The sequence below is a fragment of the Maribellus comscasis genome (assembly GCF_009762775.1).
Taxonomy (GTDB): Bacteria; Bacteroidota; Bacteroidia; order Bacteroidales; family Prolixibacteraceae; genus Draconibacterium; species Draconibacterium comscasis.
Genome location: NZ_CP046401.1, coordinates 6,099,919 through 6,126,467 on the forward strand (window position 1 = coordinate 6,099,919; position 26,549 = coordinate 6,126,467).

Here is a 26,549-nt window from a genome sequence, read left to right on the forward strand (position 1 = left end):
CAAAATTTTTGGCCCAAATTTCATTATTCTTGATTAGATTTGTACATTTACAACCTTAAATGTAAGGTGTTGTTTATGAGAATATTTCAGCCCGTTATTTCAAACAGATTAATAACAATTTAAAGAATTATTAAAAATACGGGTTACCTTTTTGATAAAAATCGAATTATATATATAGAAGATGAGAAGTTATAGCGATGAGCAAATCCTAAAAGGTATTTTAAGACATGATAATCTGATCTTACAATACATTTATAAGGAGTATTATTACAAGGTTAGTTTTTTTATTAAGAAAAATCAAGGTAGCGAAGATGACGCTAATGATGTATTTCAGGAAGCTATAATTGTTATCTACAGAAAATTAAAAGAGAATGATTTAATTTTCGCAAAGAGTTCTTTTCATGGTTATTTATTTTCTGTCTGTAGGTTTTTATGGTTAAAACAACTCGAAAAACGCAGAATAGAAAAAGAGAAGTTAAATGACACTCTTCCATACCAGGATGATTTATACGACGAAAACCTGGTAGACTTAGTGGATAAAAATGAAAGATACAGCTTGTATCAGAAGCATTTTAAGACTTTGGGATCAGATTGTCAGAAATTATTGCAACTTTTTTTCGATAAAGTCCCGTTAAAGGAAATAGCTAAGATAATGGGATATAAAGGAGAAAAATATGCGAAGACCAGAAAATATAAGTGTAAAGAACTACTGATAAACAGGATAAAGCAAGATACAGAATACAAAAAAATACTTGAAGATGATACCTAAAGCAGAATTTTTTGAATGGATTGAAAATTATTTCGAAGACCAGTTAAGCGAGGTCGATCGAAAGGAATTTGAATCTGAACTTAAACACAACAGTGATTTAAGGGAAGAAGTCAAATTGCATCAGGAAATTAAATCAGCAGTCGGCGAAAAAGACATTGTTAACCTCCGGGACAAACTCCAAAACATTTCAAAAACACAAAAATCAGAAAAAAGCAGTTTTGGCACATTTGAATTACTCGATGAATTTGCAGACATTGAGGAAATAAATGAAAATGTATCTCCCGAGGAACTCATTAATTTCTATGACTCACTTCCCAAAGTGCATGTTTACCAACACGAAATGAGCTCCAATGAAAATGTTCATGAGTTTTACAGGGAGCAGGAAAAATCAAATCTTAATGGAGAAATGGACGATTCTCTTGAAGGAGGTTTTGATTTCGAAGAATTAGAAGATTTGGAAGGGCTGGAAGAAGCTGTTTTGGAAAAAGATATTATCAATTTACGGGAAACACTTTCCCATGTAGCAAAATCAGTAAAACCACAATATTCAACCGAGGATATAGATAGTTATTTGAGCGGAGAGTTAAGTGGTGAAAAGCTTCATGAGTTTGAGGCAGAACTTGGACAAAACAGGGCGCTCCGGGAAGAAGTTCTACTACATCGGGAGATGGAAAGTGCTTTGCTTGAAGGCGATATACTGGAACTTCGTAATCAGTTGAGTCATATTATAGAAACTGAGACATCCTGGAATGTTAGCGAAAAGGATATTGAAAGCTACATCGACGGCGAGTTGGATGGGGAATTGTTGGACGAATTCTTAGCGGAATTGACCGAAAATACCGATTTAATGTCGGAAGTTAATCTACGAAGAAACGTAAATGAAGCAGCAAGTGAGAAAGATATATTTGCCCTGAGAGAAGGGTTAGCTGAAGCGCGTAGAAGTGCAGAAAATACTGAAGTTAAATCCATCATACCCGATTCAAAAATTAAACTGGCAAAGAATCTGAAAAGATATGCGGCCGTTATGATTTTGTTGTTAGGCCTTTCAGGAGTTTTAAATATCAGTTTAAATTCGTTAGACAAAACATACGATTCGTATTACAAATCACCGCAGTGGTCTCCTGAACGTTCGCTTACCTATGAAGCTACTAAAGTAAATCAATACTTTACCGAGGGGAATCTCTATTTTATGAATGGTGATTACCGAATGGCCATACAGAATTATAATAAAGCGCTGGAAAAGGAAAGTGAAAAATATGCATCCCACTTCTATAAAGGAGCAAGTTTGCAAAATTTGAATCAGTTTAAAGAAGCGATTCCTGAATACAATCAGGTTATTAAACATGCAGACAACCTTTTTATCGAAGAAGCAGAATGGAACAGAGCACTGTGTAATATTAAGCTTGGAGAGTTGGATAAGGCAAAGGTTCAATTAACCGCAATCATCGATAAAAATAGTTTTTATAAAAAGGATGCAAAGGCAATACTAAGAAGACTTAAATATTCTATAAAATAGTTGTAAATAAAAAGATTCGTTTGAATTGTTAAATCACACATTCTAAAAACAATTCAAGTCATCTAAAGCTCATTGAAATAAATTACTGGAATTAAACTTAAAATCACACACATTCTAAAAAGTTCAATAACAGTAAATGTAAAATATTTTGTTAGACGAATAAAAATCACACACATTATTCAATTTATATTCGTAATAACGAAAAGTAGAGTTTGGTGAAAAAATAGTTAGGAATAGTCCAGGTATTTGTAAAAGTTATTCTGTGTAATATACAGTTAAGCCCGTTTTTTGCGGGCTTTTCTGATACGAATTATTTGTTCTGCAGTAACACCGATTATTGTGAGTAAAAGTAAACTAAAGAAGTAAAAATCATAACTCTTATACAGAGAGGTATTATCGCCAATACTAACATAACCAAGCCAGTAGTGAGGGTGAGCCAGTCTTGAATTTGCATTTTCCAAATATTCCAGCTTAGCAAGTCTTAAGGCTTCGTCTTTATTTTTTCCCTTTTTTAGAAATTTGTAAAACGAGCTCATAATTTTTGTTCCGGAGTTATCTTCAACTTCCCATAAAGTCATAATAATTGCCGGACAGCCTGCGTAAAGGAAACCTCTTGCTAAACTAATGACGCCCTCTCCCTTCTTTAACTGGCCAGTTCCAGTGTTACAGGCACTTAAAACAGAGAGGCGGGCTTTTAAATTTAAATTATATATATCTGCGGTACTTAAAAGCCCGTCAGAAGAAAGATTACCGTTTTTGTTTTGAGCAAAAGCAAATTGAGAAAGTGAAGGAAGGGAATCGTTTATAAAAGCATGCATTGCCAAATGTAAAATATCATAATCTTCACTTTTTTCCCTAAACTTCAATTCTGTGGCATTCTCTCCCTTATATACTTCTGTTTTTATTTCAGAGGCGATTAAATCAACTTCCTTTTGTGTTCCTATAAGAGGGCGTAAGGGAAATACACTATTTCCAATTGTAATTGAGTCTGAATTATATTCCGGGGCAAATGCCAGTATTCGTTTTTGAGAATTCGTTTTAGTATTATCAATGTTGTAAATTAAATTTGCTGAATATGAGTAATTTATGATATTTGATTTAATCAGATAATCTAATTTGTTAAATTGAATAGTTGATGTTGTATCAGGTAGATCAGTGAGTAGTGCATCAAAAGATATGTAACTCAATTTACCATCGGGTACAATTATTAAATTCTTGTCTTTTATTTTGTTTTCATAGGGAGCAATTAAGTTTTTGTACAGTTGATTTGAAGCAACACAATATTTCTTTGAATCTTCATTTTTTGTAAAAATATAACCAGAGTTGGACATAAATTGGAATATCTCATCGATGTTTTTGGAAAAAGAAGGTGCTAATTCCTGACGTTCAAATTGAACTTCGTTGTTTGTAAAGAAAAAGGTGTAGAGTTCTGTAAGTGAATCCATTTCATTTAAGACATACTCGACCAGAACTTCATCGGATTTTAGTTTATCTTGTATCTTGTTGATGTTTATAGAGTTATCAGAGTATTTCAGACTGTAATATTGCTTGTAGTTGTCTTCCAAATAATCATTGAGCTCTGTTCTTTGTCTTCTTAAACTAAAAAGAACGGAATCGAGGCGGTTAATTTCCGATACATCAGGAGTCTCTGAAACCTGCTCATTGTATTTCATGGAGCTAAAGTTTGTGATGTTTAAATTAATTTTTCTTTCCAATGTTAAAAGGCTATCCGGTATTAAACTTGACTGCATTGCTTCATCATTGGACAATTTGTCGAACAAACTTCCTGATTTTAAGGATTCAGCGTTTTTGAAAGCAAGTTCAACATATTCAACCGAATTTTCTAACTTGTATGCTCTGAATGAAGTTTCTATTAATTTAATAAGAGTTGACTGTTCCAAGCCTGCCAATAGGATTCTGCTGTCGTCGTCCGAAATTTCCCGTTTTGTTTTTTGTAATAAATCACCTACAAACCCATAATAATCAAGAGCTCGGTCAATTGATTTTTTATAAATATCCTTATTGTTTCCTTCATAAATTAATGCCATTTCAACGTAGTTGTCTGCTATGAATTTTAAAATACTGATACTTGATACTATAGATATGGAATTAATTTCATCCAAAGAGGTAATTGATTCAGGATCAGGCGGGAAGTTGTATGCTTTAAGTGCTTTTTTAAAGTAAAAAATTGCTTGTTGATAATTCTGATACTTTTGATTTCTAAAATCCTCCACATCAGTTGTATTAATTTTCTTTCCTGCGTTCAAAAAGCCATATATTCTATAGTACTCCGCAATGGTGGTCCCCGTTTGGGTTTCTGTCAAAGAAATTATAGAATAAGCTTTTTTCAGGTAATCTTCAGCTACTTCGTAATTGTTTATATTGTATTGAAAGGAGGCATAATTGAGATATTGAAATGCAATATTTATATCATTGGTGGGGTAAAACTCCAGCGTATATTTTATTGCTTTTTCGTAAGCTATGGAAGCCAGGTCATATTTTTTCTCCGTGTTGTAAATTGCACCTAGTAGTTCATAATAGTAGATTTTATCGATAGTTTCAGAATTGTCAATATTACTTTTAATAATTTCGATGGCTTTGTCATATCGTTCCATTAAATAATATATTTCTGCAATGCTATAATTTATATATGCGATAAGAACATGGTCTACAACCTCTTGGCTTTTTATGATGGTTATACTTTGTTCAAAATATCGTATGGCTTCAGCATAATTTAATTTCGCTCTGTATATATTTCCGATGTTAAAGTAAACGTTTGATATTCTGCTGCTGTTTGCTCCATATCTGTCTTTATAAAGTCGCTCAGCAATTAAAACATTTTGTTCTGCCAAATCGTATTTTCCAATATTCTTGTATGTAGTACCTAAAGCCATATAAGTACCGGCAAGACGATTACTATTTTCTCCATAAAATTTTTTTCTTAATTCCAACGCGTCTTTAAAAGCCTCTAGTGCTTCATAATATTGTCCTGTATAGGAATATTCACTGGCAACACTGAATAGCTGAACAGCTTGTATACTATCATTTTCATTATTTAAATCAATTCCAAATAAATATATGGGCGAAAGGGTTAAAGTGGAGAAAATGAGTACAATAAATAATTTATTCATCCGATACCAACTGTGTTTTATGCAGCCAAATTAATTGAAATAAAAATTTTTTCCAATTCGGGGGTTACCTTTTTACCATTATCCGAATATATAAGTAGAATGTGTGATTTTTAAGTTTAACGAATTAATTTATTTACGATGAAAAAGATGATTGATAACTCAGTAGAAAATTTCCAAAGTTTTGATATTTTAAGTGAAGATGAAATGATGCAAGTTCGTGGCGGAGGCGATCCTATACCACCAAAAACTCGCGACAGAGATATTTTTGATCCAGAAGGATAATATACCCTTTTTATTTTCCAAGAATTTGTTTAAATATTTTTACTGTTCTGATAATTTACCGCTAAAGAGTAGGTATTTATTATAATTGCATTCAAGCGAGCCGTTGTATAGCTTTAATTTTTGAGACGTTTTTAATGCTATTTGTTTTAAACTTGCTGAAGATGCGCTTAATATCCATGCAGTACAACCTGCGAATTGATGTTTCAGTCGCTCGCCAATCATAGCATAGAGGCCGTCGAGGTTGCTTGATTTTATGCGTTCACCATAAGGTGGATTAATAATGATTACAGCATCTTCTGAAATATCCAAATTCAGATCTTTAAAATCGGTTGTTTCAAATTGAATTTTATTAAAAACCAATGCCCTTCTTGCATTTGTTTGTGCATTTAATACATTGCTTTTTGAAATATCAGAAGCATATATTTTATATCTAAAATCTCTTTTATCGGAAGGTTGTTTTACTTTGTCCAATAGCTCCTCATCATAGTCCGGCCAATTCTGAAATGCATAATCTTTTCTGAATTTTCCGGCGGGTATATTTTGCGCGATAAAAGCTGCTTCAATTGGTAAAGTCCCGGAACCACACATTGGATCGATAAAATCTGAATTTCCCTTCCACCCGGATAATAAAATCATTCCTGCTGCCAAAACTTCATTTAAAGGAGCATCTCCCTGTATTACTCTGTAGTTTCTTTTATGTAACGATTCACCCGAACTATCCAATGAAATGGTGCAATTATTTTTATTAATATGCACATTAATTACTATATCCGGAGTTTGAGTGTCTACATTGGGTCTTTTTCCGGTTTTATCTCTGTAATAATCAGCAATGGCATCTTTTACTTTGAGAGAAGCAAACATTGAATTACGAAATTCCCTTGAATTGGAAACTGTGCTGTTTATGACAAAACTTTGATTGATATTAAAGATGTTGTCCCATTTGATTTTTTTACAATACAAATAAAACTGGTCAACATCTTTAAATTGAAAAAATTCTATCTCCTTTAGGATTCGTAATGCGGTACGCAAAAAATAATTGGATTTGTATATTATTTCCAAGTCACCTTCATAATGGACTACTCGGTTACCCGGTTTTATATTCTTGCCTCCAATCTTTTTAATTTCCGATGCCAAAACATTTTCCAGTCCGGAAAAGGTTTTTGCTGTAAGTTTAAAAGTCTTCAAAAGGTTTTGTTTTTATTTGATTAAATTCCAGCACCGTCGGCAAAAGTTGTTTCTTTGGGACGTGACTGTATAACTTTAGATTCTGGTGGCAAATCGCGTGTAACCCAAACATTACCTCCGATAACCGAACCCTTTCCAATAGTCACTCTTCCCAGAATAGTTGCTCCGGCATAAATAACTACATCATCTTCAACAATAGGATGGCGTGGAATTCCTTTTATGGGATTTCCATTTTCATCCAGCGGAAAGCTTTTGGCACCTAAAGTTACTCCCTGATAGATTTTGACATTTTTGCCTAAAATACAAGTTGATCCAATTACAACACCGGTACCGTGATCAATGGTAAAAGACTCGCCAATCTGCGCACGTGGATGGATATCAATTCCGGTTTCACTATGGGCCATTTCAGAAATAAAACGAGGGATTAACGGAACGTCAAATTCAAGTAACTTATTCGCCATCCTGTAGTTTGTAATAGCGCGTATGGCCGGGTAACAAAAAATGACTTCGCCGCGGTTTCTTGCTGCCGGGTCGTTTAGATAGGTTGCTTCAACATCAGCCACCAGTTTGCGTCTCATTTCAGGCAGATACTCGATAAAATCCATGGCAATATGTTTTGCCATGTCTGAATGTTTTTCAACTTTGTTTGCTTTCTCATCTTCACACTCAAAACACATCCCGGCCAATATTTCCCGGCTGAGCAATTCATATAATTCGTCTATGTATACTCCCATATAATGTGTTGTTGTATTGGGACGCAGAGAGGTGTTGCCAAAATACCCGGGAAAAATTATTTCACGAACCATTTCGATTACTTTGCTCAGTGATTTTTTTGAAGGTAATGGTTCGCCCAAACGGTGTTCATGACAAACCTTATCATATGAAAACGGATCACTGAGTTTTTGAATGGTATGAGTTATTTTTGATTCTAATTCTTTTGTTGTCATAATTTTGATAAGATTCCTGGAATTTCAGAATTTAAATTTACAATATTCAATTCTAAAACATATAGATGTGGGCATGGTTTTAAATTATTCACATAAATTTTAAAAAATGCAAGGCATTTTTAAGTCTTTTTTCGTCATATCCTGATACAACTTTATAATTAAAGTTGTAGTATTCAATTTGTTTCAAATAGTTTTTTTGAAGTATCTCCCTGTTTTCTCCTCCATTTTCACGAACGGGATCGGGAATCCAGGGTAAGTCGGTATCACAAACCAGGAAAAGGTCGATTTTTGTTTTTTGAATTTCGTTTTCAATCCACTCCGGGACCTTTTTAAAAACAACTTCAAACCATGTTTTTGTAATAATAAGCCAGGTGTCTACAAATAAAAAAGGATAATTTGAGTTTGAAAACTGGTGTAATAATTCAACCTGTTTTTTTGCAATTATTTCAACGTCACGATAGTTGTAGTTCCGGTCGATATTTTCAATATATTCCCGTGCAATTTCAGGAATGAAAGGTACCTTGAAATATTTTGCCAACGATTCCGTTAAAACACTTTTTCCTGTCGATTCGGCCCCGGTTATGACTATTATTTTAGGCAAATTGTTTAACTTTTTGATGATTTAGATCTTTTTTCCACTGGTAATAACCTACAGCAGCCATTACAGTGTACACAACAAACAGCACCGCAGTTGCCCATAAATTTTTATATACATATAATACTGATGAAAATAAATCTACAAAAACCCATATTAACCAGTGCTCCATGTATTTTCTTGCCAGCATCCAGGTGGCGACAATACTTAACGCGGTTGTAAATGAGTCCATAAAAGGAACGTCTGAATCGGTAAATTTTATCAGGATAAACAAAATGACGAAATAAATAATTATCGTTGCCACACTCAATTTCAGCCATAAGCGATTAGGTGTTTTTTTTACCGGGACATTGTTGTCATCACCTGTTGCACCTTTCAGCCAATAATACCAGCCGTATATACTAATCACTACATAATATACCTGCAATCCCATATCGGCATAAAATTTTGATTGAAAAAAAACGACAACGTATAAAACTGATGTCAGCAAACCAGTGGGCCAGGTTAAAACATTTTGTTTTATCGAAAAGATAATGTATAAAACACCAAGAATGGCTCCCAGTACTTCAATTTTGTTGCCCAAGAGCCATTCCAGAAAATTATTAAGCATAATTTATCAATCTTTCGAGACAAGCAGGTTGTTGTATTCGTTTTGGTTTTGAATCACTTCAAGAGCCTTTAAAATACCTTCATCGTCAGCATAATAAACCCTGTAAAATTCATTTCTGGAAAATAAATCACGGGCAATTAATGCTTTTATCTCTTTTCTCATCGAGTCTAAAGTGAACTCCAGGCTTTCTTCATCTTTTTCTATTCCATCGTTTTCACCATTTTGCACAATTTGCTCAATCATTTCATCGCTTATTGAAAAACTGGTATTGAATGCTTCAAAATCAGCGTTCTCTTCTTCCAGTTGAGTCCTGTGTTTGTCGATATAATCCAAAACATAATTATAAACAATGTTATTTCTTCTCAACTGGTTAAAATAGCGATAATGTGAAGATGTATCCATGGGCACAAAAATATCGGGAATAATACCACCACCACCATAAACTGGACGACTGTTTACCAGTGTCTTGTATTCCAGAGAGTCTTCTATTGAAATGCTGTCAGCACTAAACATTTCGCCATTGGTTAACCGTGTTTGATAATCGTGGCGATATTCAGTAATTCCGTGTTCGTAGGGCTTTTGAATACAACGACCACTCGGCGTATAGTAATGTGCTGTTGTTAAGCGTACCATCGAGCCATCCGTCAAAAAGAAGGGCTTCTGAACCAAACCCTTTCCAAAGGATCGGCGCCCGATAATTACACCTCTGTCCCAGTCCTGAACAGCTCCCGAGACAATCTCACTTGCCGAAGCGGAGGATTCATCAACCAAAACGACCAGATTACCCTCTTCAAACATCCCCATCGAAGTTGCTTTGTATTCTCTTCTCGGTTCGTTGGAACCGTCAGTAAAAACAACCATTTTGTTGTTTTTCAGAAACTGGTCGGAGATTTCAATGGCTGTTTTGAGGTACCCCCCTCCATTCCCCCTTAAATCCAGCACAAGATTCTCCATGCTTTGAGTCCGCAGTTCTTTCATCGCGTCTACAAATTCCTCAGTTGTCGTTGCTGAAAATTTATTGAGTTTTATGTAACCAGTTGATTCGTCAAGCATGTAGGATGCATCTAGACTATAAATCGGAATTTTATCACGAACAATGGTAAAATCCAGTAAATCTTTTTCCTGCTTACGTAGTACTTTTAATTCAACAGTTGTTCCTTTTTTTCCACGTAATAAATCAAAAACATCGCTGTTTTTTAAACCAATACCGGCGATGTCTTTTCCGTCAACTTCCACAATACGGTCTCCGGCTCTGAGACCAACTTTTTCTGAAGGCCCCCCGGGGATAGTGGTCGTTACCAGTAATGTGTCTTTAAAAACATTAAATGAAATCCCGATTCCTTCAAAATTTCCTTTTAAGGGCTCGTTCATTTTTTCTACTTCCTCCCTGGATATGTAGACCGAATGAGGATCTAATTCTCCGAGCAGGCTGACAATTGCTTTTTCCGTTAGTTCGTCAACATTTGCGCTGTCAACATAATATCCGTCAACGAGCCGCAATAACCTTCCAAACTTTAGCTGGTTTTTTTGAACTTCTTCCTGCGCTTTTATAAGATCAGGAGACAGGATCAAAAAAGCAAAAAACAATGTGATGACTATTTGAGAAACGTATCTGTTTTTTTTCTGCATGACAATGGTTTTAATGTTATTCTCTTACTAATTTTCCGGAATAAATTCCAAACCTTATTTATTAGAATTTATTATTGGAAAACAGTGATTACAACAGCAACAATCATTCCCATTCAATTGTTGCCGGTGGTTTTGAACTAATATCGTAAACAACACGGTTTATACCACGAACTTTGTTTATGATTTCGTTTGACATTTTTGCCAAAAAATCATAGGGCAGATGAACCCAGTCGGCCGTCATCCCGTCGGTTGAGGTAACAGCGCGGAGTGCAACCGTATTTTCGTAAGTCCTTTCATCGCCCATTACACCAACCGATTGAATGGGCAATAAAATAACAGCAGCTTGCCATACTTCATCATACAAACCCCAGTTTTTTAATCCGTTTATAAAAATGGAATCCGCCTCCTGAAGCATTCTCACTTTATCCGGAGTAACATCACCCAAAATGCGAATTCCCAACCCTGGTCCCGGGAAGGGGTGGCGCCCGAGCAATTCTTTTTTTATTCTCAACGCTTTTCCTACACGCCGCACTTCATCTTTAAAAAGCAGACGCAAAGGCTCTGCTACTTTCAGGTTCATTTTTTCCGGCAAGCCACCTACATTATGGTGCGATTTTATTGTTGCCGATGGGCCGTTTACCGAAACTGATTCAATTACATCAGGATAAATGGTACCCTGAGCCAGCCATTTTACATTTTGGATTTTGTGTGCTTCAACATCAAAAACTTCTATAAAATTCCGGCCAATCACTTTTCTTTTTTGTTCCGGTTCTGTGATTCCTTTTAAATCATCCCAGAATTTTTGTTTTGCATCTACACCAATTACGTTGAGGCCCATATCTTTATAGGAATGCAAAACATCTTCAAACTCATTTTTTCGCAATAACCCGTTATCTACAAAAATGCAGGTTAAATTATCGCCAATTGCTTTATTAAGCAAAACTCCGGCAACCGATGAATCGACACCGCCCGACAAGCCTAAAACAACTTTATCGTTGCCTAGTTTTGCCTTCAGCTCATTCACTGTGGTTTCAATAAAAGAATCGGGTGTCCAGTTCTGCTCACAACCACAAATGTCGGTTACAAAGTTGCTGAGCAACTGTTTTCCTTCAGTTGTGTGGTAAACTTCAGGATGAAACTGGATGGCGTATGTTTTTTCATCATCGATTTTGTAAGCCGCAAAATTTACATCTTCGGTTGATGCTATAACTTTATAGTTCTTTGGAAGTTTTACGATAGTATCTCCGTGCGACATCCAAACTTGTGTGTGTAGAGAGATGTCTTTAAAAAGGTCGCTGTCGTGGTCGATGAATCCCAGTTTGGCACGACCATATTCACGCGAGTCGGAAGGAGCAACTTCACCACCAAAAAAATGAGCCATATATTGTGCACCATAGCAAACACCCAAAACAGGTAGTTTTCCCTTTATTTTTGATAAATCGGGGCGTGGGGCATCTTTGTCTCTTACTGAAAAAGGACTTCCTGACAAAACAACTCCTTTTACACTTTCATCAATATCGGGAAAATGATTAAAAGGATGTATTTCGCAATACACATTCAATTCACGAATTTTCCGTCCGATAAGCTGCGTATACTGCGAGCCAAAATCAAGAATGATTATTTTTTCCTGCATTTAATATTTATTTTTAGTAGTGAAAACCCACTTTAAAGAGCAAAAATAGAAATAACAAAGTAAAACTTTTGAAATATTTTACAAAAAGAACAATTCTTAACAGCTGAAAAATAAAAATAGAATATGAAACAAAGACCATAAAATTAATTTCAAATAGAAACGTTTAAAAACAAACGTTGATCAATAATTGTTAAATTTGACCCAATTTTAAAATCCGATAATTCGATGAAGATTTCTCAGATAGTAGTTTTATTTCTGGTTATTTTAGCTTTTCCGTTTCTTTTGGGAGCACAGCAACTGAAAGAAAATGAGGTTGTTGTTATCAGCGGAGAGAAGTATATTTTGCATCAGGTACGTACTGGTGAAACCATTTTCTCTATTTCTCAACATTTTGAGGTTGACGATTCGGAATTGATCCGAATAAATCCAAAGATTAAACAAGGTTTAAAAATAGGTGATATTATTAAAATACCTTTTACTGAAGGTGTCGATTTGGCCAACGAACCGGTATACAAAAAAGGCGATCCTACAAGCTTTGAGTTTCATACCATAGAATCAAGAAGTGAAACTCCCTACTTTATTGCCAAAAGCTATGGAATAACCATTGAAGAATTGTATGCTTATAATCCGGAGGTGAAAAAATTTCGAAAAGGCACGCGGCTTCGAATACCGCTTTGGGAAGAAAAAGCGATTGCAGAGCAAGAACCTGTTGGTAAAAACGAGCCCGTTTTATTAGAAACAGAGTCTTCACGGTCCAATGATCTTATTACTCACACGGTAAAATCAGGGGAAACTCTTTACTCGATTGCCAGACAATACAATGTTACCGAAAGTGAAATTTTATTTTATAATCCTGATGCCCGCCAGTTAAAAGCAGGAACAAAAATTTATCTGCCAAAATCAGTAACGGAAAATACAACAAGTGCGCCGGTTTTGGAACAAAGTAGCAAAGTAGCCAATTATTTTGAGCATATTATTGAATCGGGAGAAACCTTATGGGGAATTACAAGGAAATATGATGTAAGTGAAAATGAATTGCAGGCATTAAATCCTTTTTTAGCCGATGGTTTTCCGGCTGGAGCTGTTTTAAAAGTTCCGGCGAAAGACGCTGAGGCAAAAAATATTCAACCGGTAAATGAAGATGCTTTTATTAAGCATGAAGTTGAGAAAGGAGAGACATTGTATGGATTGTCTGCTAAATATGATATTAAAATTCCGGAGATTAAAAAATACAATCCTGTCCTGGAAACAAGAAATCTCTTGCGTGGAGAGACCGTTTTGATACCGCGAAGACCTGAACCTGAGATAACAGAATTTATGGCAGAAAGGAAGGCTGACGTTGAATCAGTGCAGGAGGTTGAAAATAAAGAGACTCCGGGAGAATTGCTCACCACACCGGATTATTATGATGTAAAAATTCCCTCGGAGCTTCCCGTCGCAGTTCCTGAATCGTGTCAGCCGCGACAAACATCCTGGAATTCGTTTGAAACCTATCAGATTGCTTTATTTCTTCCTTTGTTTCAGGAAGCAAATGATACGCTGAATAAGGTGACTGAATTTCCGGATTCAGATAGTTTACTGCTGGAAAATGAAGAAATTACAGACGATGTAGTTGCTGCATCCGAGCTGGATACTTTTGTTGAAGAAGTGGTTAAAGAAGATATGTTTATCGGATTCTACCGGGGAAGTGAAAATTTTGTTCAGTTTTACGAAGGTGTGTTGCTTGCTGTTGATTCGATGCAGCAGGCAGGGATGAATATTGAATTAAAAGTTTTTGACACACAGCAAAATGCCGACTCGGTTCGAAAGGCAGTTTATTCCCACGATTTTTTAGAGACAGATTTAATCATTGGTCCGGTGTTTCCAAACATTCAAAATGATGTTGCGGATATTGCCGCAAAAAATCGTATTCCGATGGTTTCTCCACTTTCGGCACAGACAAATAAAAAACAGAATAATCCGTATTATTACCAGGTGAATCCCGACCGTGATTATCTTGCAGTTAAAACCGCAGAATTGGTGGCCGAGGAATATTTTAACAGTAATTTTATTGTTTTCCGAACCAGTAACTACCAGGGAACAGCTGAAGGAAGACTGGTAGAACTTATTCAGGAAAAACTTTACAATTCTGGTTTTATGGGAAAATCGGCCGGAGTGAGTTTTAGTGTTTACGATTTTGAACACGACGGGCCCTTTGGTTTGCGACGGATTCTTTCACACAACAAAGAAAATGTTATTTATATCCCGTCGTCAGTGGAGGGAGAGTTAAGTATTGGCATTTCAAATATCAATAACCTCGCTGATGAATATTCCATTACCCTGATTGGAACAAGTCGTTTCCCGCAATATGAAAGTATTCAGATTGACTATTTTCATAATTTAAAAATGGAATATGTTTCACCCTACTGGGTGGATTATAAAAAACCGTCGACAATAAATTTTATTGAGAAATTTAAATCAAATTTTTATACCGAGCCTGATAATTTCGGAATTCAGGGTTACGACGTTACTTTTTATTTTTTGAATGCGTTAAAAAACTACGGAAACGATTTTCGCGACTGTTTGCCTTATTTGCAGGTAGATTTAATCCAGGGTAACTACCAGTTTGAAAAAGTATCGCAGTTTGGGGGATACATGAATCAGGGAGTCTCTGTAATTTCCTATCAACGCAATTTCGATGTAGTGAGGAAAAGGGTAGAGGGGCAGTTGCATTTGGCAACAAATTAAACTTCAGCCTGCTTTCCCCCTTGCCTTTTAAATGCCTTTTTTGCAATCATAAAAAGGATAAAGGCAAAACTCAACACAATCAGAATATTCCCTGTTTTGGCATAAATGGTTGTTACAGACTGTACCGGTATTTCAGCATAAAGGATTTTTTCATTCGAATGAAAAGTATTTAAAGAAGCGATGGAGTTTCCCATGTAATCGTAGGCTGCAGTCAATCCCTTGCCGTTTGCCCTAAGCAATGAAAAACCAAACTGAATGGCTTCCAGACACGCCATTTCGGAGTGCAGAGGCGTTATTCCAGGCCAATCAAATGAAGGAACCAGCAGGATGTCAATGTTTTGTTTTCCGGTTTGTTTAATGTAAGCAGGCATGTCCAAATCGGCACAAATAACATTGCCAATTTTTCCGTATTTGGTTTGGATTGAAGGAATTTGAAAAATTCCGTTGTTAACTATTGGTGTTTCTGCATAAGGATGAAGATAGGATTTTATATATTCCCAAACCACATTGCCGTCGGGAGAAATCAGAATACTTTTGTTGTTAAACGGCTTTTGATTGGATTGTACTGATTCTTCCAAAAAAGCAATCAAAACATAAACTTGTTCTTTTAAACAAAAAGACTGCATTTCGGTCAGAAGCTTTTGTTTCTGTTCCTGGTTTAAAACAAAAGCAATTTCATTCCATACAATGATTTTCGCTCCCCGCTTTGAAGCCTCTTTGGTCCGGTCAATGAGTGTGTTTACCTTTTCAGGAGCGGAGAAAAGCTCAGAAGGAAGTTTGGCGCTGTAATCGTTTGCCAGAGTTTTTATGGTTTCCTCATTGTTTTCCACGATTTTATGAATATCGGTATCACTGATAACTGCCGCAACTTTTACGGTTTTTTTATTTGGTGAATACTGAGTTTTACGAATAAGTCCGAATAGGACAACAAGGAGAAAGATACCGCCGTATATAAGGCCTGCTATGTATATTTTACGGCGTTTATTTTTATTCTCAATGAGCCAGTTCAGCACCGAAGCAAACCAAACGACTAAAAATGAAATACCAAAAGTGCCTGTAACAGAACTCAATTGCAATAAGGACTTAAATTCAAACTGGGTGTGTGCAATGCTTCCCCATGTTCCGATAGCAAAACTCATAAAGTATTCAACCAGAATAACTGCTGACGGAAATATCAGGCTGGTATAAAAAGGGCTGTTTTTTTTGTATAAAGCTTTGTCGGTAACATATGCAATTCCTGTAAGAAGCCCAAAACTTACTCCGTTAAAAATATTAACTGTGGCTAAATGAAACAGGTTATTGCCGGTTTGAGAAATCATTCCCGAAACAACAAGAGTCAAAAAGAGAAGCAAGATCTCCATCCATTTTGCTTTTCGGGTAAACATCAACAAAAAAACCGGTGCTATCCATGCTGCAGTTCCAATGGTCCAGTTTATTCCGGCTAAAGTAATTGCAACTCCTCCCGCAAGAAGCAGAAATATTTTATTTATTGTTTTATGGCTCTTCATTTTTGTTTTTTAGTTCATTCAAAATAAATTAAAAGCAAACATAGCTTTTGGAATTATTCTTATTTTTGATTGCAAAATTATGTTCCCTGATTATTGCAGGAAATAGTGAATTATCATCAATTTTATGAAAAGGCGTGCAGAACAAATAGAAGCAGAACTACTTCGGAATATGGAAACACATCGATGTGCGGTTGCCGAGGAGGATTATGAGCGAATTGCGCCTAAAATTGATTTACTGCAACGTTTAGCTGAGGCAGAGCGTTCGCTGTTTGCTGTATTTGACATGAATAAGAAAAATTATCTTCTGGAAAGCCCGGAGCAAAAGCGCTTATTTGGGAGCAGTAATATTGATAGGGAGGGGAAATATAATTCCGATTCGACCTACCGGAATATTCATCCTGATGATTTTGCTTTTGTGCTGGAAACCGACCTTTTGATTTATCGTTTTTATTCTCAGCTTCAGCCGGCAGAAAAAAGGAATTATAAACTTATTTATGATTTCAGGGTGAAAGATACCGATGGTTTTTACCGGCGTTACATGCACCAATCCATTATTCTGGAACTTGACAAAAACGGAAAAGCCTGGCTTTCGCTGGTCATTACCGATTTGTTGCCTGAAAAAGCAGGAAATTACCAACCCCAGAGAAGACTGATTAACATAAAAAACGGAAAGCTGTATTTGTTTACTGATGATGAAAACAATTCGCCAGGTTTGCTTACCAAAAGGGAAAAAGAGATTTTACATTTAATTTCCCGTGGTTACGATAGTAAAAGTATATCTGACAAATTGTTTATTAGCGTAAACACCGTAAATAATCACCGCCAGAATATTCTTCGGAAAACCAGAACGGAAAATACTACCCAGGCTGTTTTGTATTGCAAGAGGTTAGGGATTATCTAGGAATTATTTTCTCCTTCCAATTTTCTCCCTTTTTTTCAATGAATAGTATTCCCTGCTCGGAGCCGTTTAAGCTAGCCACAAGCTCCCCTTTTTTGTTCCAGAATGCGCTTTCCCCGCCACCGGAAAGCCCATAGGGACAACCGGCAAAGTTTGACATCAGTACATTAATCGATTGTGTTTTTGCATAGCCGGAGAGTATTAAGTGTGCTTTTGTCATCTCATGAGGTTCAAAAAATATTCCTGCCATGTAAATTGTAGCACCCATTTTTTTTGCGTTCTCTGGATGTTGTGGATTATTTATATCGGCACAGATCGCGAGCGAAAACTGTTCGTCTTCGATTTTAATTTGCGGATTATGGTCTGCTGAGGCAGCAAAATAATTATTCTCTTCACCGTGTAAAAACTGTTTGGTGTAAACTGAAATCGTTTCGTCGGGTTGTATTACAAATGCACCAATATATAAATTGTTGGCCATCAGAACCGGAGCTCCGGCAACCACAACAATTTGATTTTTTGCGGATAATCTCCTTAATTTATCTAGTCTTTTGTCATTGGGTTCAAAAGCAAATTCTCCGGCTCTTTCTCGTTCGTATCCGCTAATCGACAATTCAGGAAACAAAAGTAAATCAGCACCGTTCCTGGCAGCTAATTCAATTAGCCTGTAGTGGGCAAGTAAATTTTTATTAATGTCAAATCTTGTAGGTCTGGTTTGGGCTGATGCAATTATCATTTTTTGCTCAAATTTAGTTTGTAACTGGCATTTTTTACTTTCACATATTTTTAATGAAAGAATATCGAAATCATTTCTTATTTAATCTTTTAATTTCACCAGCACTGTTTCTGTAATAATACTACGATATGCTTTTTGGTAATGAAAGTCCAAAATGTTGTCCTCTTCAAGCTTTGTTTTTACAAATTTGACTAAATCCCTTATGATTGAACTGGTCTAATATTTTTTTATAATTATTAAAATTTTTGCATAAATCAGAATAACGTTTTTAAAATTTTATATTCCAAATTCTTTAAAAGTCCTTTTAATGATACCGATGGCATCCATCAGTTGCTCTTCGGTAATAACCAGTGGCGGAGTAAACCGTATAATATGCTCGTGTGTAGGTTTGGCAATCAGTCCGTTTTCTTTTAATCCAAGGCACACATCCCAGGCCGTTTTGTCGTTGGTTGGTCTTATTGCTACAGCATTCAGCAATCCTTTCCCGCGCACCATTTCAATCAGTGGCGAGTTAATAGCTTTCATTTCGGCTCTGAATATTTTCCCCAGTCTTTCTGCATTTTCAGCCAGTTTTTCATTCTGAAGCACATCGAGTGCGGTCATGGCCACTTTTGCTGCAACCGGGTTTCCTCCGTAGGTACTTCCGTGTTCGCCCGGTTTGATGGTCAGCATAATTTCGTCGTCGGCCAGCACACAGGAAACGGGATACATTCCTCCTGAAAGTGCTTTTCCCAGCACCAGAATATCCGGGCGTACATCTTCATGGTTACAGGCCAGCATTTTTCCTGTACGTGCCAGTCCTGTCTGCACTTCGTCGGCTACAAACAGTACGTTGTATTTTTTACATAGCTCGGCGGCTTTTTTCAGGTAACCGTCTTCCGGAACATAAACGCCTGCTTCTGCCTGTATAGGTTCCACTAAAAAACCGGCAACATTCGGGGCCTGCAATTCCTTTTCGAGACGCTCAATGTCGTTGTAAGGAATATTTACAAATCCCGGTGTATAGGGCCCGTAATGATTGTACGCATCCGGATCCGACGACATGGAAATAATGGTAATCGTACGGCCATGAAAATTACCATCGCAAACTACAATTTTAGCTTCGTTTGCCGGGACTCCCTTTACTTTGTATGCCCATTTGCGAACCAGTTTCAGTGCAGTTTCATCGGCCTCTGCACCTGAGTTCATCGGAAGCATTTTATCATAGCCAAACAGCTGCGTCATGTACTCTTCCCATTCGCCCAAAACATTGTTGTAAAATGCTCTCGATGTAAGTGCGAGTGTTTTTGATTGTTCAATCAGGGCCTCCGTAATTTTCGGATGACAATGCCCCTGGTTTACTGCAGAGTATGCGGCCAGAAAATCGTAATATTTTTTGCCTTCTACATCCCATACAAAAACACCTTCTCCCCGGGCTAAAACCACCGGCAGCGGATGATAATTGTGGGCACCAAATTTGTCTTCCTTTTTAATAAAATCCTGTGAAGTTAATGCTGTCATGTCTTTTATTTTATTTTTTACAGAATTACTATTTTCGTTCTCATTTTCAAAACATCCTGTGGTGTTAAAAAGCACTGAAACAGGCTAAGTTTTATCATTTTTTGTTCTTTATCAAATGTTAAAACAGCAACCGTTTGAATTTATTTCCAGAACCGTATTATTAAAATCTCGGCAACAATAAAAAACAAGGCCAGTAAAATGCACCATTTCCATAATTGTTTGCCATTCTGAACTTCATCAAAAATATCTGAAAAATTACTTGTGACATCTTTAACAACGCTTGTATTTAAACCACTTGTTTCCGATAGGTTTTCCAGTTCGTTTGGTGTAAAATACCTCAAATCAGATTCGTTGCGATTATAATTAAACGCGATGGTTGAAATGGTTTCCCCATCGTTTTGAATCAAATAGTGACCGGCATCACTGATTAAATCATTAAAATCAATCCGGGTACCCACACTGGTTACTGTTTTTTCCGGGATAAATTTTTCGCCTGAGTTCCGGTTTTCAATTTCGATGGTTGAGTTGAGATCAATTTTTTTATTTCGCGGAATATTGTAGGAGTTGTTTTCTCCGATTGTGTAAGAAATCGCCTGGTCGGGCATGCTGTTCAGAACGATATTGTAAATGGTGGGTACAAACAGCGCATCGCGGGCAAAAGCTTCGTTTAAACTGTTTAAAGAAAAACCAAATACCCACAATTTACCATTCTCAACCGGTTCTGAAAAAAGAGCATTGTCTCCGTTGGGAAACCAGAGTAAACGGGTTGCCGCACTTCGTATATTTTCTTCAAATTTCAGATGCCCGTCAATCTCAGGAAGAATGGCATTTTCCTCTCTTTTTTGAAATACATCCTCGTAAAATTTGTTGTCAAAGTCAATCCCTGATATTTTTTGTGTCGTAGTATCTTTTCCTGTAATCAGTTTGCTGTTAAACCTCGATAACAGGTTGTTATTCACAATCAGATCGTCGAGTCCGGGAAACAACACAACTGAAACACCATTCCTTGCCACCGTAGTCAATTCGTTTATAAAACCGCTTGTAAAATTATTGAGGTTAATCAGAAAAATGGCATTGTATTCCGGCAGCCGGCTCATTTGCATATTTTGCACATTCATCTCATCAAGCTGCACGTAATCATCTTCATTAAACAATGCAGCAATATAATTTAACCCTTCCTGCGACTTTGTGTCGTCACTGTATATGGCTAGTGCTTTGAGCTCTGGTTCTACATAATAGCTTAAAAACCAGTTATTATCGTATGTGAAGGGATAGTCGGTGATTTCAACTTTCCCCTGCTGCGACCCCGCTGAATTGTTGGTGTAAATTAAACTGGTTGTAATTTCATTTTGTGCAGCAACTGAGAAATTGGTTATCGATTTTACTGAGTCATTCAGAAATATTCTTAGCGGGAGATTTTGATAATCCTGGTTTGAACTGTTTTTTATTTTTACATAAATGGTCTCTTCCTGATTTAAGCGGTGAGCAGGAATTTCAACCCAGCAGGAATCGATATACAGGTTAGCCACTTCGTTAGGGACCAGGGGCAGGAAGTAGCTAAAAATATTTTCGTCGCGGAAATTTTCAACATCGGTAATACTTCGCTGGAAATCGGAAATAAAATATAAATTTTTGTCGCTTTTTCCATCATCGTCCTGACTCTGATTTGAAAAGCGGTTGTAGATTAGTGAAAGCGGAACAAGATTGGGCGATGAATGAATGCCTGAAACTTCCCGGATAAATTGTTCACGGTTAAAAATGTGTTGGTGTTTCGGTTCCAAATCGTTGGTAAATAGCCTGAATTTTGTTCCGGGAGGGTAGGCGAGCGCGATTTCAAGAGCTTTGTTTCTTGCCACTTCCAGCAATTGTCCCTGCTCCGAAAGTGCGTTCATACTAAACGAATTGTCTACATAAACTGCTACCAGTTGGCTCGTTTGCCTTTTTACCTCCTGATTGTTCGGAATGTAGGGTTGTGCAAATGCAAATACAAGGAAAACAATAGTGAGAATTCGCGCCAGCAGAATAAGCAGTTGTTTTATTTTTGACTTTTTCTGCGATTCTTTTTTTACATTTTTTAAAAAGCCAACATTGCTAAAATACACTGTTTTATATCGCCTGAAACTAAACAGGTGAATGATAATGGGAATGGCAACAGCCAGCAGTGCAAATAAAAATGTTGGGAAAAGAAAGTTCATACCTGTTTAATCGTTTTTTAGTCCCTGAAAATTGCAACTTCTTTTTCACCCGACGATTTGATATAACCGCGAAACATTCCTTCGGTATTAAATTCCATCGCAATATTTCCTTTGGCATCCAATGCAATAACACCGCCGGTTCCCTGAAGTTCAGATAACTTTCTGATTTCTTCGCGGCAGGCTTTATCCACGCTCAGATTTTTATATTCCATCAGTGCTGAAATATCACGTGCAAAAGCAAGTCGGATATAATATTCACCATGACCAGTGCAGGAAATCGCACATGTTTTATTGTTGGCATAGGTTCCGGCACCAATAACCGGTGAATCGCCAATGCGGCCATATTTTTTATTTGTCATTCCTCCGGTTGAGGTTCCGGCACAAATATTTCCGTGGGTATCCAGAACGGCGCAACCAACGGTTCCGTGGTTGTCATTTACAGAACGTTCGCGTTCGTGTTTTTGCAATTGCTTCAATGACTTGTACCGTGATTCAGTGTAAAAATACTTGTTGTCAACCATTTCCAAACCTTGTTTTTTTGCGAACGCTGAGGCACCCTTTCCACTTAAAAAAACATGCACTGAATTGTTCATCACTTCACGTGCTGCCCGAATTGGATTTTTTATATCCTGAACACCGGCAACTGCACCGGCGTTTAAAGTTGCTCCGTCCATAATTGAGGCGTCCAGTTCGTTTTTCCCTTCTGAAGTAAAAACGGCACCTTTCCCGGCATTAAACAAAGGTGAGTTCTCCATTACCTGAATAACTTCCACAACCACATCCTGCGCTGCTTTTCCTTCCTTCAAAAGTTGCTCCCCTAAGTTTAGTGCCTCTTCCAGTTTATCGAAGTATTTTTTTTGTGCTTCTTCATTCTCTTTTAGACCTCCCATTACACCTGCACCACCATGAATAACAATGGCATATTTTTCCTGTGAAAAAATGGTTGTGCTTATACACAATAAAAGTACAAAAATCAAAAACTTGTATGTTTTCATCGGTTTTTTCTTTTGAGTATACAAAAATGAAATAATATGTTGAAATGGAGATAAAATAATTGAAATTCTTTTTAACGGTTGCTTTTTAGATTTCAATTTTTATTTGGATGTTGTTCTTTTTAAAATGCACAGAGTAGAAATATAAATAGTAGTTTTGTTTATATTTTATTTGTAAAACTTTAAACAAAAAAGACTTTAGTGTGTTTGAACGGTAAATTTCAGTTTACATAAAAAGACGAGTAAAATGAATACATCGGGCTATTCGATAAAAGATTTGGAAGTTCTTTCAGGAATAAAAGCGCACACAATCCGGATTTGGGAAAAACGATACAATTTACTGGAGCCGGAGCGTACGGATACAAACATCAGGTATTATTCCGATGAAGATTTGCGGAAAATATTAAATGTTTCGATGCTCGTGCGAAATGGTTACAAAATATCGAAAGTTGCCGGCTGGAATGACGAGCAGGTAAAAAGTACGGTGTTGCAGGTGGCTGAAGTAAAAGTTTCGGAATCGGATTATATCGATCAGCTGATAATTTACATGTTGAACTTTGACAATCGGGGCTTTGTAAAATTAACAAATGAAATCATCAGGGAGCTTGGCTTTGAAGAAGCCGTTGTAAAAGTCTTTTTTAATCTTTTTATGAGAATTGGGACCTATTGGCAGGTAGGAACAATTTTTCCCGCACAGGAACATTTTGTATCCCAGATAATCAGACAAAAGCTAATTGTTGAGATTGATCGCCTGGAAAATAATTACATTAAAGACGCTACTGTTTTGCTCTATCTTCCTGAAAATGAACTTCACGAATTAAGTCTTCTGTTTTATTATTATTTTGCCAAAGAAATCGGTTACAATACCATTTATTTGGGTCAATCAGTTCCGTTTGACGACCTGAGTAAAATTGCGGGGCAAATGGAAATTGATTATGTTTTTACAGCTTTTATCAATTCAATTCCCAAAGAAGAGATGGAGGACTACCTTGAACGATTAAAACAGCTTTTTGTAAAACAGAAGATATTTATTACAGGAGGTCAGGTTAATAATCACAATCCGAAATTACCACGCAACATAAAAGTGGTGAAAAATTACCAGGAATTCAGGCGTTTTATCCGTTGAAAGTTTATCATATTGATAAAAGAGTATTGTTTTGAGAACAAAAAATCGTACAGAATGGCTGTTCTGAAAAATGAATATTCAGTTTAATTAAATTTTTTTCGTGGCCTGCTATGGCAACGGTCAATTTTTAAAGATCTTTTTTGTCGCAAAAAACTTTCAGATTAAATTCTTTCTTTTTTAGTTTTTGCTTTTTAATTCCAGAAATTTGTCAACACACAACGGAATCTCATCGCGGTAATGAGTGACAAAAATTAACGTTTTACCGGGTTGTTTACAAAAAGAATCAATAACCGCAGTACATTTTTGTTTGTTCTTTTCATCGAGGCCGTTAAAGGGTTCGTCAAGAATTAGCAGAGCCGGATTTTTCACCAGTGCTCGGGCAAACAATACCATTTGTTGTTCTCCCGATGAAATGTCCCCCAGATTACGATGGGCTAACTCGCTTAAAGAAAGCTCTTCCAATACATGAAGTGCCGCCTGCTCCTGTTTATTACTGCATTTTTTGTAAAGACCGATGCTGTCATAAAATCCGGATTCTACGATTTTAATACATGGTACATTTTTAGGATAACAGAGTGCCATTTCAAACGAAATATATCCGATATGTTTTTTTATGTCCCAGATACTTTCACCACTTCCACGTTTCCGGTCAAACAGTGCCAGCTTTTTTGCATAAGCCCGCGGATTGTCGGCAAAAATATAACTCAGCAATGTTGACTTTCCGGAACCGTTGGGCCCAAGTAAAGCCCATTTCTCGCCAACTTTTATTTCCCAGTTAATGTCGGAGTTAATGTGAACATCGCCATAGGAAATTTCAATATCATCCATTTGCACAACCTGCTCGTATTTTGGGGATTTTGTCTGCGGAATTTTTCCCCAGTTTATGAGGGGCTTTTTTTCCGGCGGGAATTGATTTTTGCTGCCCGGTGTAAAATTTTCAATTTTTTGAGTTCGTATAATTCCCTGTGTATTTATTTCCAGAATATTTGTGGTACAGGCCGGCATTTTTTCAACCGACGGAACCAGAAAAATCAGCTGAATACCATTTTCCCTTAAAAGCGGGAAAGCAGTATTGATTTGATTTCGCGCATTTTTGTCAAGCCCGATATAAGGATTTTCAAAAATTATCATCCGTGGTTTTTCAGAAAGAATTTTTGCGATAACTAATTTACGCTGTTCGCCGTTTGATAAACTAATTATCCTTCGATCCAGAAGATTGCCAATACCCAGCATTTCAACTGCTTCCTTTGTTTCCGTTTTATTTAAGTCAAAAAGTTCAGATACAAATGGCGCCAAATCGGCATCCTGGCTGTTGAATCGCTGCTGATAATATCTTCCTCTAAAATTAGTAACAGCGTTTATGGTTTCAAAACTAATATGGCTGATGTATTTTCCCGGCCACAAAAATTCATCTTTGTTATTTCTTTTTATTTCTTCAAAGTAATGGTACTCAATACTTCCTTCTCCAATTCTTTTTTTACCCAATAAAATATTGGCAAGCAAAGATTTTCCACTTCCGTTGTTTCCAAGAACTGTCCATATTTCACCGGCGTTGATTTCCCAGTTTACAGGCGATGAAAAAGAATTCCCGGTATGAAGTGGCAAAACTTTCTGTAGAGAAATAAAAGGTTTCATTTACAATATAGTTTTAGCCGCAATTTTGCTCAAAAGTAGTCAGGAATCAGAAAGGAGGAGTATAATTGAAAGTTAAGTTTGAAAAAGTTAACAATGAATCTGTGGTTAATGTATTTTTGTAAAAATAAAAAGGGGAGCAATTCCCCTTTAATATTTTATTATAACTGGCTAAAATCAGCCGGTATCAGAAATTTCTTTTTCACTTTGCTTACCGTATTGGCGTATTCAGGTTTATTTTTCATGGTGTTCCATTCCGGAGATCCTGAAAACTTTGCCCAGTTTGCAGTTCTTTCGTCCATGTCTTTGAACCAGAGCATGTAAGTAAGAGCAGGCATGTACTGTCCGGCCATTAACTGACCAAAGAACACAGGGTGAAGTCCAACTTTTTCAAACAGAGGCAACTCTTCATCATTAAACATTTTTACTTTTCGGATTCCGGCGTCCTCGTTGTAACTTTCATAGGTTCTCAGTTCAAAAAGTCCGCGGCTGCTGTCAGGCTGTTTTATCCTCGGAATAGCATCAAATGCTTCCATTAAAAATGTTTCGTAACGTACAAAAATCGGGTTGTCTGCCGGCAACTGGCTGTATTCTTTTGCCGCTTCTAAAAAAGCAGCATCTGATTTCATTGACTGCACGGCTTCATAATAGTCCATCGGGCTTTTGTGTGCATGCAAAATGTACATCACGGGCGGATCTTCCAGGCTATATTCGTTAAAGGCACCCACCTTTGCACCGCGTTTGTTTAAAAAAGGAATTACGGCTTCGGTGTAGTATTTTTTTAACTGGTTTCTCCCGCCTCCGCCAGTCAGCTGAAATACTTTGAGTTCGTAAAAATCTTTTTCTTCTCCGGAAATCGGTCTGGCATTTACACTTGTTGCAGTAACAGCAGCTCCGGCAGCCAGGGCAGAGCTTTTAAGAAACGATCTTCTTTTCATGTT

General features: G+C 36.7%; 20 protein-coding genes. 6 read left to right on the top strand and 14 right to left on the bottom strand.

What is annotated here, in order from left to right:
* The first annotated feature begins 181 nt into the window (after positions 1-181).
* Complete coding sequence (locus GM418_RS24695) at positions 182-769, top strand: RNA polymerase sigma factor (RefSeq protein ID WP_158869914.1); 588 nt, start codon at positions 182-184, stop codon at positions 767-769.
* Complete coding sequence (locus GM418_RS24700) at positions 759-2,285, top strand: hypothetical protein (protein ID WP_158869916.1); 1,527 nt, start codon at positions 759-761, stop codon at positions 2,283-2,285. Before GM418_RS24695 ends, GM418_RS24700 begins: the two co-directional genes overlap by 11 nt.
* Before the next feature lie 275 nt (positions 2,286-2,560).
* On the opposite strand, the gene GM418_RS24705 is transcribed toward GM418_RS24700, so the two are convergent.
* Positions 2,561-5,416, bottom strand: coding sequence for a CHAT domain-containing protein (locus GM418_RS24705; RefSeq protein WP_158869918.1), 2,856 nt, complete (start codon positions 5,414-5,416; stop codon positions 2,561-2,563).
* Between the two features lie 138 nt (positions 5,417-5,554).
* Here GM418_RS24705 and GM418_RS24710 point away from each other — a divergent pair, with 138 nt between their 5' ends.
* Entirely contained in the window at positions 5,555-5,698 is a 144-nt protein-coding gene (locus tag GM418_RS24710) for a hypothetical protein (RefSeq protein WP_158869920.1), read from the top strand.
* A gap of 39 nt (positions 5,699-5,737) precedes the next feature.
* On the opposite strand, the gene GM418_RS24715 is transcribed toward GM418_RS24710, so the two are convergent.
* From GM418_RS24715 to guaA, 6 genes are all read right to left on the bottom strand, one after another.
* A complete protein-coding gene (locus tag GM418_RS24715; RefSeq protein ID WP_158869922.1) occupies positions 5,738-6,883 on the bottom strand; it encodes a THUMP domain-containing class I SAM-dependent RNA methyltransferase in 1,146 nt (381 codons plus the stop codon).
* A 20-nt stretch (positions 6,884-6,903) separates the two neighbouring features.
* On the bottom strand, positions 6,904-7,830 hold the full coding sequence (epsC, locus tag GM418_RS24720) for a serine O-acetyltransferase EpsC (protein ID WP_158869924.1): 927 nt from the start codon (positions 7,828-7,830) through the stop codon (positions 6,904-6,906).
* Positions 7,831-7,918: 88 nt separating this feature from the next.
* Entirely contained in the window at positions 7,919-8,431 is a 513-nt protein-coding gene (locus GM418_RS24725; protein WP_158869926.1) for an AAA family ATPase, read from the bottom strand.
* Positions 8,424-9,035 (bottom strand): nicotinamide riboside transporter PnuC, encoded by a 612-nt coding sequence (pnuC, locus tag GM418_RS24730; RefSeq protein WP_158869928.1) that lies wholly within the window; start codon positions 9,033-9,035, stop codon positions 8,424-8,426. Before pnuC ends, GM418_RS24725 begins: the two co-directional genes overlap by 8 nt.
* Before the next feature lie 6 nt (positions 9,036-9,041).
* Positions 9,042-10,664 (bottom strand): S41 family peptidase, encoded by a 1,623-nt coding sequence (locus GM418_RS24735; RefSeq protein WP_158869930.1) that lies wholly within the window; start codon positions 10,662-10,664, stop codon positions 9,042-9,044.
* A 103-nt stretch (positions 10,665-10,767) separates the two neighbouring features.
* Positions 10,768-12,297, bottom strand: coding sequence for a glutamine-hydrolyzing GMP synthase (gene guaA / locus GM418_RS24740; protein WP_158869932.1), 1,530 nt, complete (start codon positions 12,295-12,297; stop codon positions 10,768-10,770).
* A 225-nt stretch (positions 12,298-12,522) separates the two neighbouring features.
* Here guaA and GM418_RS24745 point away from each other — a divergent pair, with 225 nt between their 5' ends.
* A complete protein-coding gene (locus GM418_RS24745; RefSeq protein WP_158869934.1) occupies positions 12,523-15,024 on the top strand; it encodes an amino acid ABC transporter substrate-binding protein in 2,502 nt (833 codons plus the stop codon).
* On the opposite strand, the gene GM418_RS24750 is transcribed toward GM418_RS24745, so the two are convergent.
* A complete protein-coding gene (locus GM418_RS24750) occupies positions 15,021-16,532 on the bottom strand; it encodes a nitrilase-related carbon-nitrogen hydrolase (RefSeq protein WP_158869936.1) in 1,512 nt (503 codons plus the stop codon). The genes GM418_RS24745 and GM418_RS24750 overlap by 4 nt on opposite strands.
* A 124-nt stretch (positions 16,533-16,656) precedes the next feature.
* Here GM418_RS24750 and GM418_RS24755 point away from each other — a divergent pair, with 124 nt between their 5' ends.
* On the top strand, positions 16,657-17,433 hold the full coding sequence (locus GM418_RS24755) for a helix-turn-helix domain-containing protein (protein WP_158869938.1): 777 nt from the start codon (positions 16,657-16,659) through the stop codon (positions 17,431-17,433).
* On the opposite strand, the gene GM418_RS24760 is transcribed toward GM418_RS24755, so the two are convergent.
* The 4 genes from GM418_RS24760 to GM418_RS24775 form a co-directional block, all read right to left on the bottom strand.
* Positions 17,426-18,163, bottom strand: a complete 738-nt coding sequence (locus tag GM418_RS24760) for a carbon-nitrogen hydrolase family protein (RefSeq protein WP_158869940.1) — start codon at positions 18,161-18,163, stop codon at positions 17,426-17,428. The genes GM418_RS24755 and GM418_RS24760 overlap by 8 nt on opposite strands.
* A 276-nt stretch (positions 18,164-18,439) precedes the next feature.
* A complete protein-coding gene (gene rocD / locus GM418_RS24765; protein WP_158869942.1) occupies positions 18,440-19,663 on the bottom strand; it encodes an ornithine--oxo-acid transaminase in 1,224 nt (407 codons plus the stop codon).
* Positions 19,664-19,803: 140 nt separating this feature from the next.
* Complete coding sequence (locus GM418_RS24770; RefSeq protein ID WP_158869944.1) at positions 19,804-21,858, bottom strand: BatA domain-containing protein; 2,055 nt, start codon at positions 21,856-21,858, stop codon at positions 19,804-19,806.
* 17 nt (positions 21,859-21,875) lie between these two features.
* Positions 21,876-22,853 carry an isoaspartyl peptidase/L-asparaginase family protein gene (locus GM418_RS24775; protein WP_158869946.1) on the bottom strand — a complete coding sequence of 326 codons (978 nt, stop codon included), beginning with the start codon at positions 22,851-22,853 and terminating at the stop codon, positions 21,876-21,878.
* A 244-nt stretch (positions 22,854-23,097) separates the two neighbouring features.
* On the opposite strand from GM418_RS24775, the gene GM418_RS24780 reads away from it, so the two are divergent.
* Positions 23,098-23,976: a MerR family transcriptional regulator gene (locus GM418_RS24780; RefSeq protein WP_158869948.1), complete on the top strand. Its 879-nt coding sequence runs from the start codon at positions 23,098-23,100 to the stop codon at positions 23,974-23,976.
* A 177-nt stretch (positions 23,977-24,153) separates the two neighbouring features.
* Here the strand turns inward: GM418_RS24780 and GM418_RS24785 are convergent, their stop codons facing one another.
* Together GM418_RS24785 and GM418_RS24790 are read right to left on the bottom strand one after the other, a co-directional pair.
* On the bottom strand, positions 24,154-25,611 hold the full coding sequence (locus GM418_RS24785; RefSeq protein ID WP_158869950.1) for an ATP-binding cassette domain-containing protein: 1,458 nt from the start codon (positions 25,609-25,611) through the stop codon (positions 24,154-24,156).
* Positions 25,612-25,769: 158 nt separating this feature from the next.
* Complete coding sequence (locus tag GM418_RS24790; protein ID WP_158872872.1) at positions 25,770-26,546, bottom strand: NIPSNAP family protein; 777 nt, start codon at positions 26,544-26,546, stop codon at positions 25,770-25,772.
* Between the last annotated feature and the right edge of the window lie 3 nt (positions 26,547-26,549).

Coding starts and splice junctions, on each gene's coding strand:
- GM418_RS24735 (WP_158869930.1), bottom strand. CDS start 10,664: ATGCAGAAAAAAAACAGATACGTTTCTCAAATAGTCATCACATTGTTT.
- GM418_RS24785 (WP_158869950.1), bottom strand. CDS start 25,611: ATGAAACCTTTTATTTCTCTACAGAAAGTTTTGCCACTTCATACCGGG.
- GM418_RS24695 (WP_158869914.1), top strand. CDS start 182: ATGAGAAGTTATAGCGATGAGCAAATCCTAAAAGGTATTTTAAGACAT.
- GM418_RS24745 (WP_158869934.1), top strand. CDS start 12,523: ATGAAGATTTCTCAGATAGTAGTTTTATTTCTGGTTATTTTAGCTTTT.
- epsC (WP_158869924.1), bottom strand. CDS start 7,830: ATGACAACAAAAGAATTAGAATCAAAAATAACTCATACCATTCAAAAA.
- GM418_RS24710 (WP_158869920.1), top strand. CDS start 5,555: ATGAAAAAGATGATTGATAACTCAGTAGAAAATTTCCAAAGTTTTGAT.
- GM418_RS24705 (WP_158869918.1), bottom strand. CDS start 5,416: ATGAATAAATTATTTATTGTACTCATTTTCTCCACTTTAACCCTTTCG.
- GM418_RS24750 (WP_158869936.1), bottom strand. CDS start 16,532: ATGAAGAGCCATAAAACAATAAATAAAATATTTCTGCTTCTTGCGGGA.
- guaA (WP_158869932.1), bottom strand. CDS start 12,297: ATGCAGGAAAAAATAATCATTCTTGATTTTGGCTCGCAGTATACGCAG.
- GM418_RS24775 (WP_158869946.1), bottom strand. CDS start 22,853: ATGAAAACATACAAGTTTTTGATTTTTGTACTTTTATTGTGTATAAGC.
- rocD (WP_158869942.1), bottom strand. CDS start 19,663: ATGACAGCATTAACTTCACAGGATTTTATTAAAAAGGAAGACAAATTT.
- GM418_RS24780 (WP_158869948.1), top strand. CDS start 23,098: ATGAATACATCGGGCTATTCGATAAAAGATTTGGAAGTTCTTTCAGGA.
- GM418_RS24790 (WP_158872872.1), bottom strand. CDS start 26,546: ATGAAAAGAAGATCGTTTCTTAAAAGCTCTGCCCTGGCTGCCGGAGCT.
- GM418_RS24700 (WP_158869916.1), top strand. CDS start 759: ATGATACCTAAAGCAGAATTTTTTGAATGGATTGAAAATTATTTCGAA.
- GM418_RS24755 (WP_158869938.1), top strand. CDS start 16,657: ATGAAAAGGCGTGCAGAACAAATAGAAGCAGAACTACTTCGGAATATG.
- pnuC (WP_158869928.1), bottom strand. CDS start 9,035: ATGCTTAATAATTTTCTGGAATGGCTCTTGGGCAACAAAATTGAAGTA.
- GM418_RS24770 (WP_158869944.1), bottom strand. CDS start 21,858: ATGAACTTTCTTTTCCCAACATTTTTATTTGCACTGCTGGCTGTTGCC.
- GM418_RS24760 (WP_158869940.1), bottom strand. CDS start 18,163: ATGATAATTGCATCAGCCCAAACCAGACCTACAAGATTTGACATTAAT.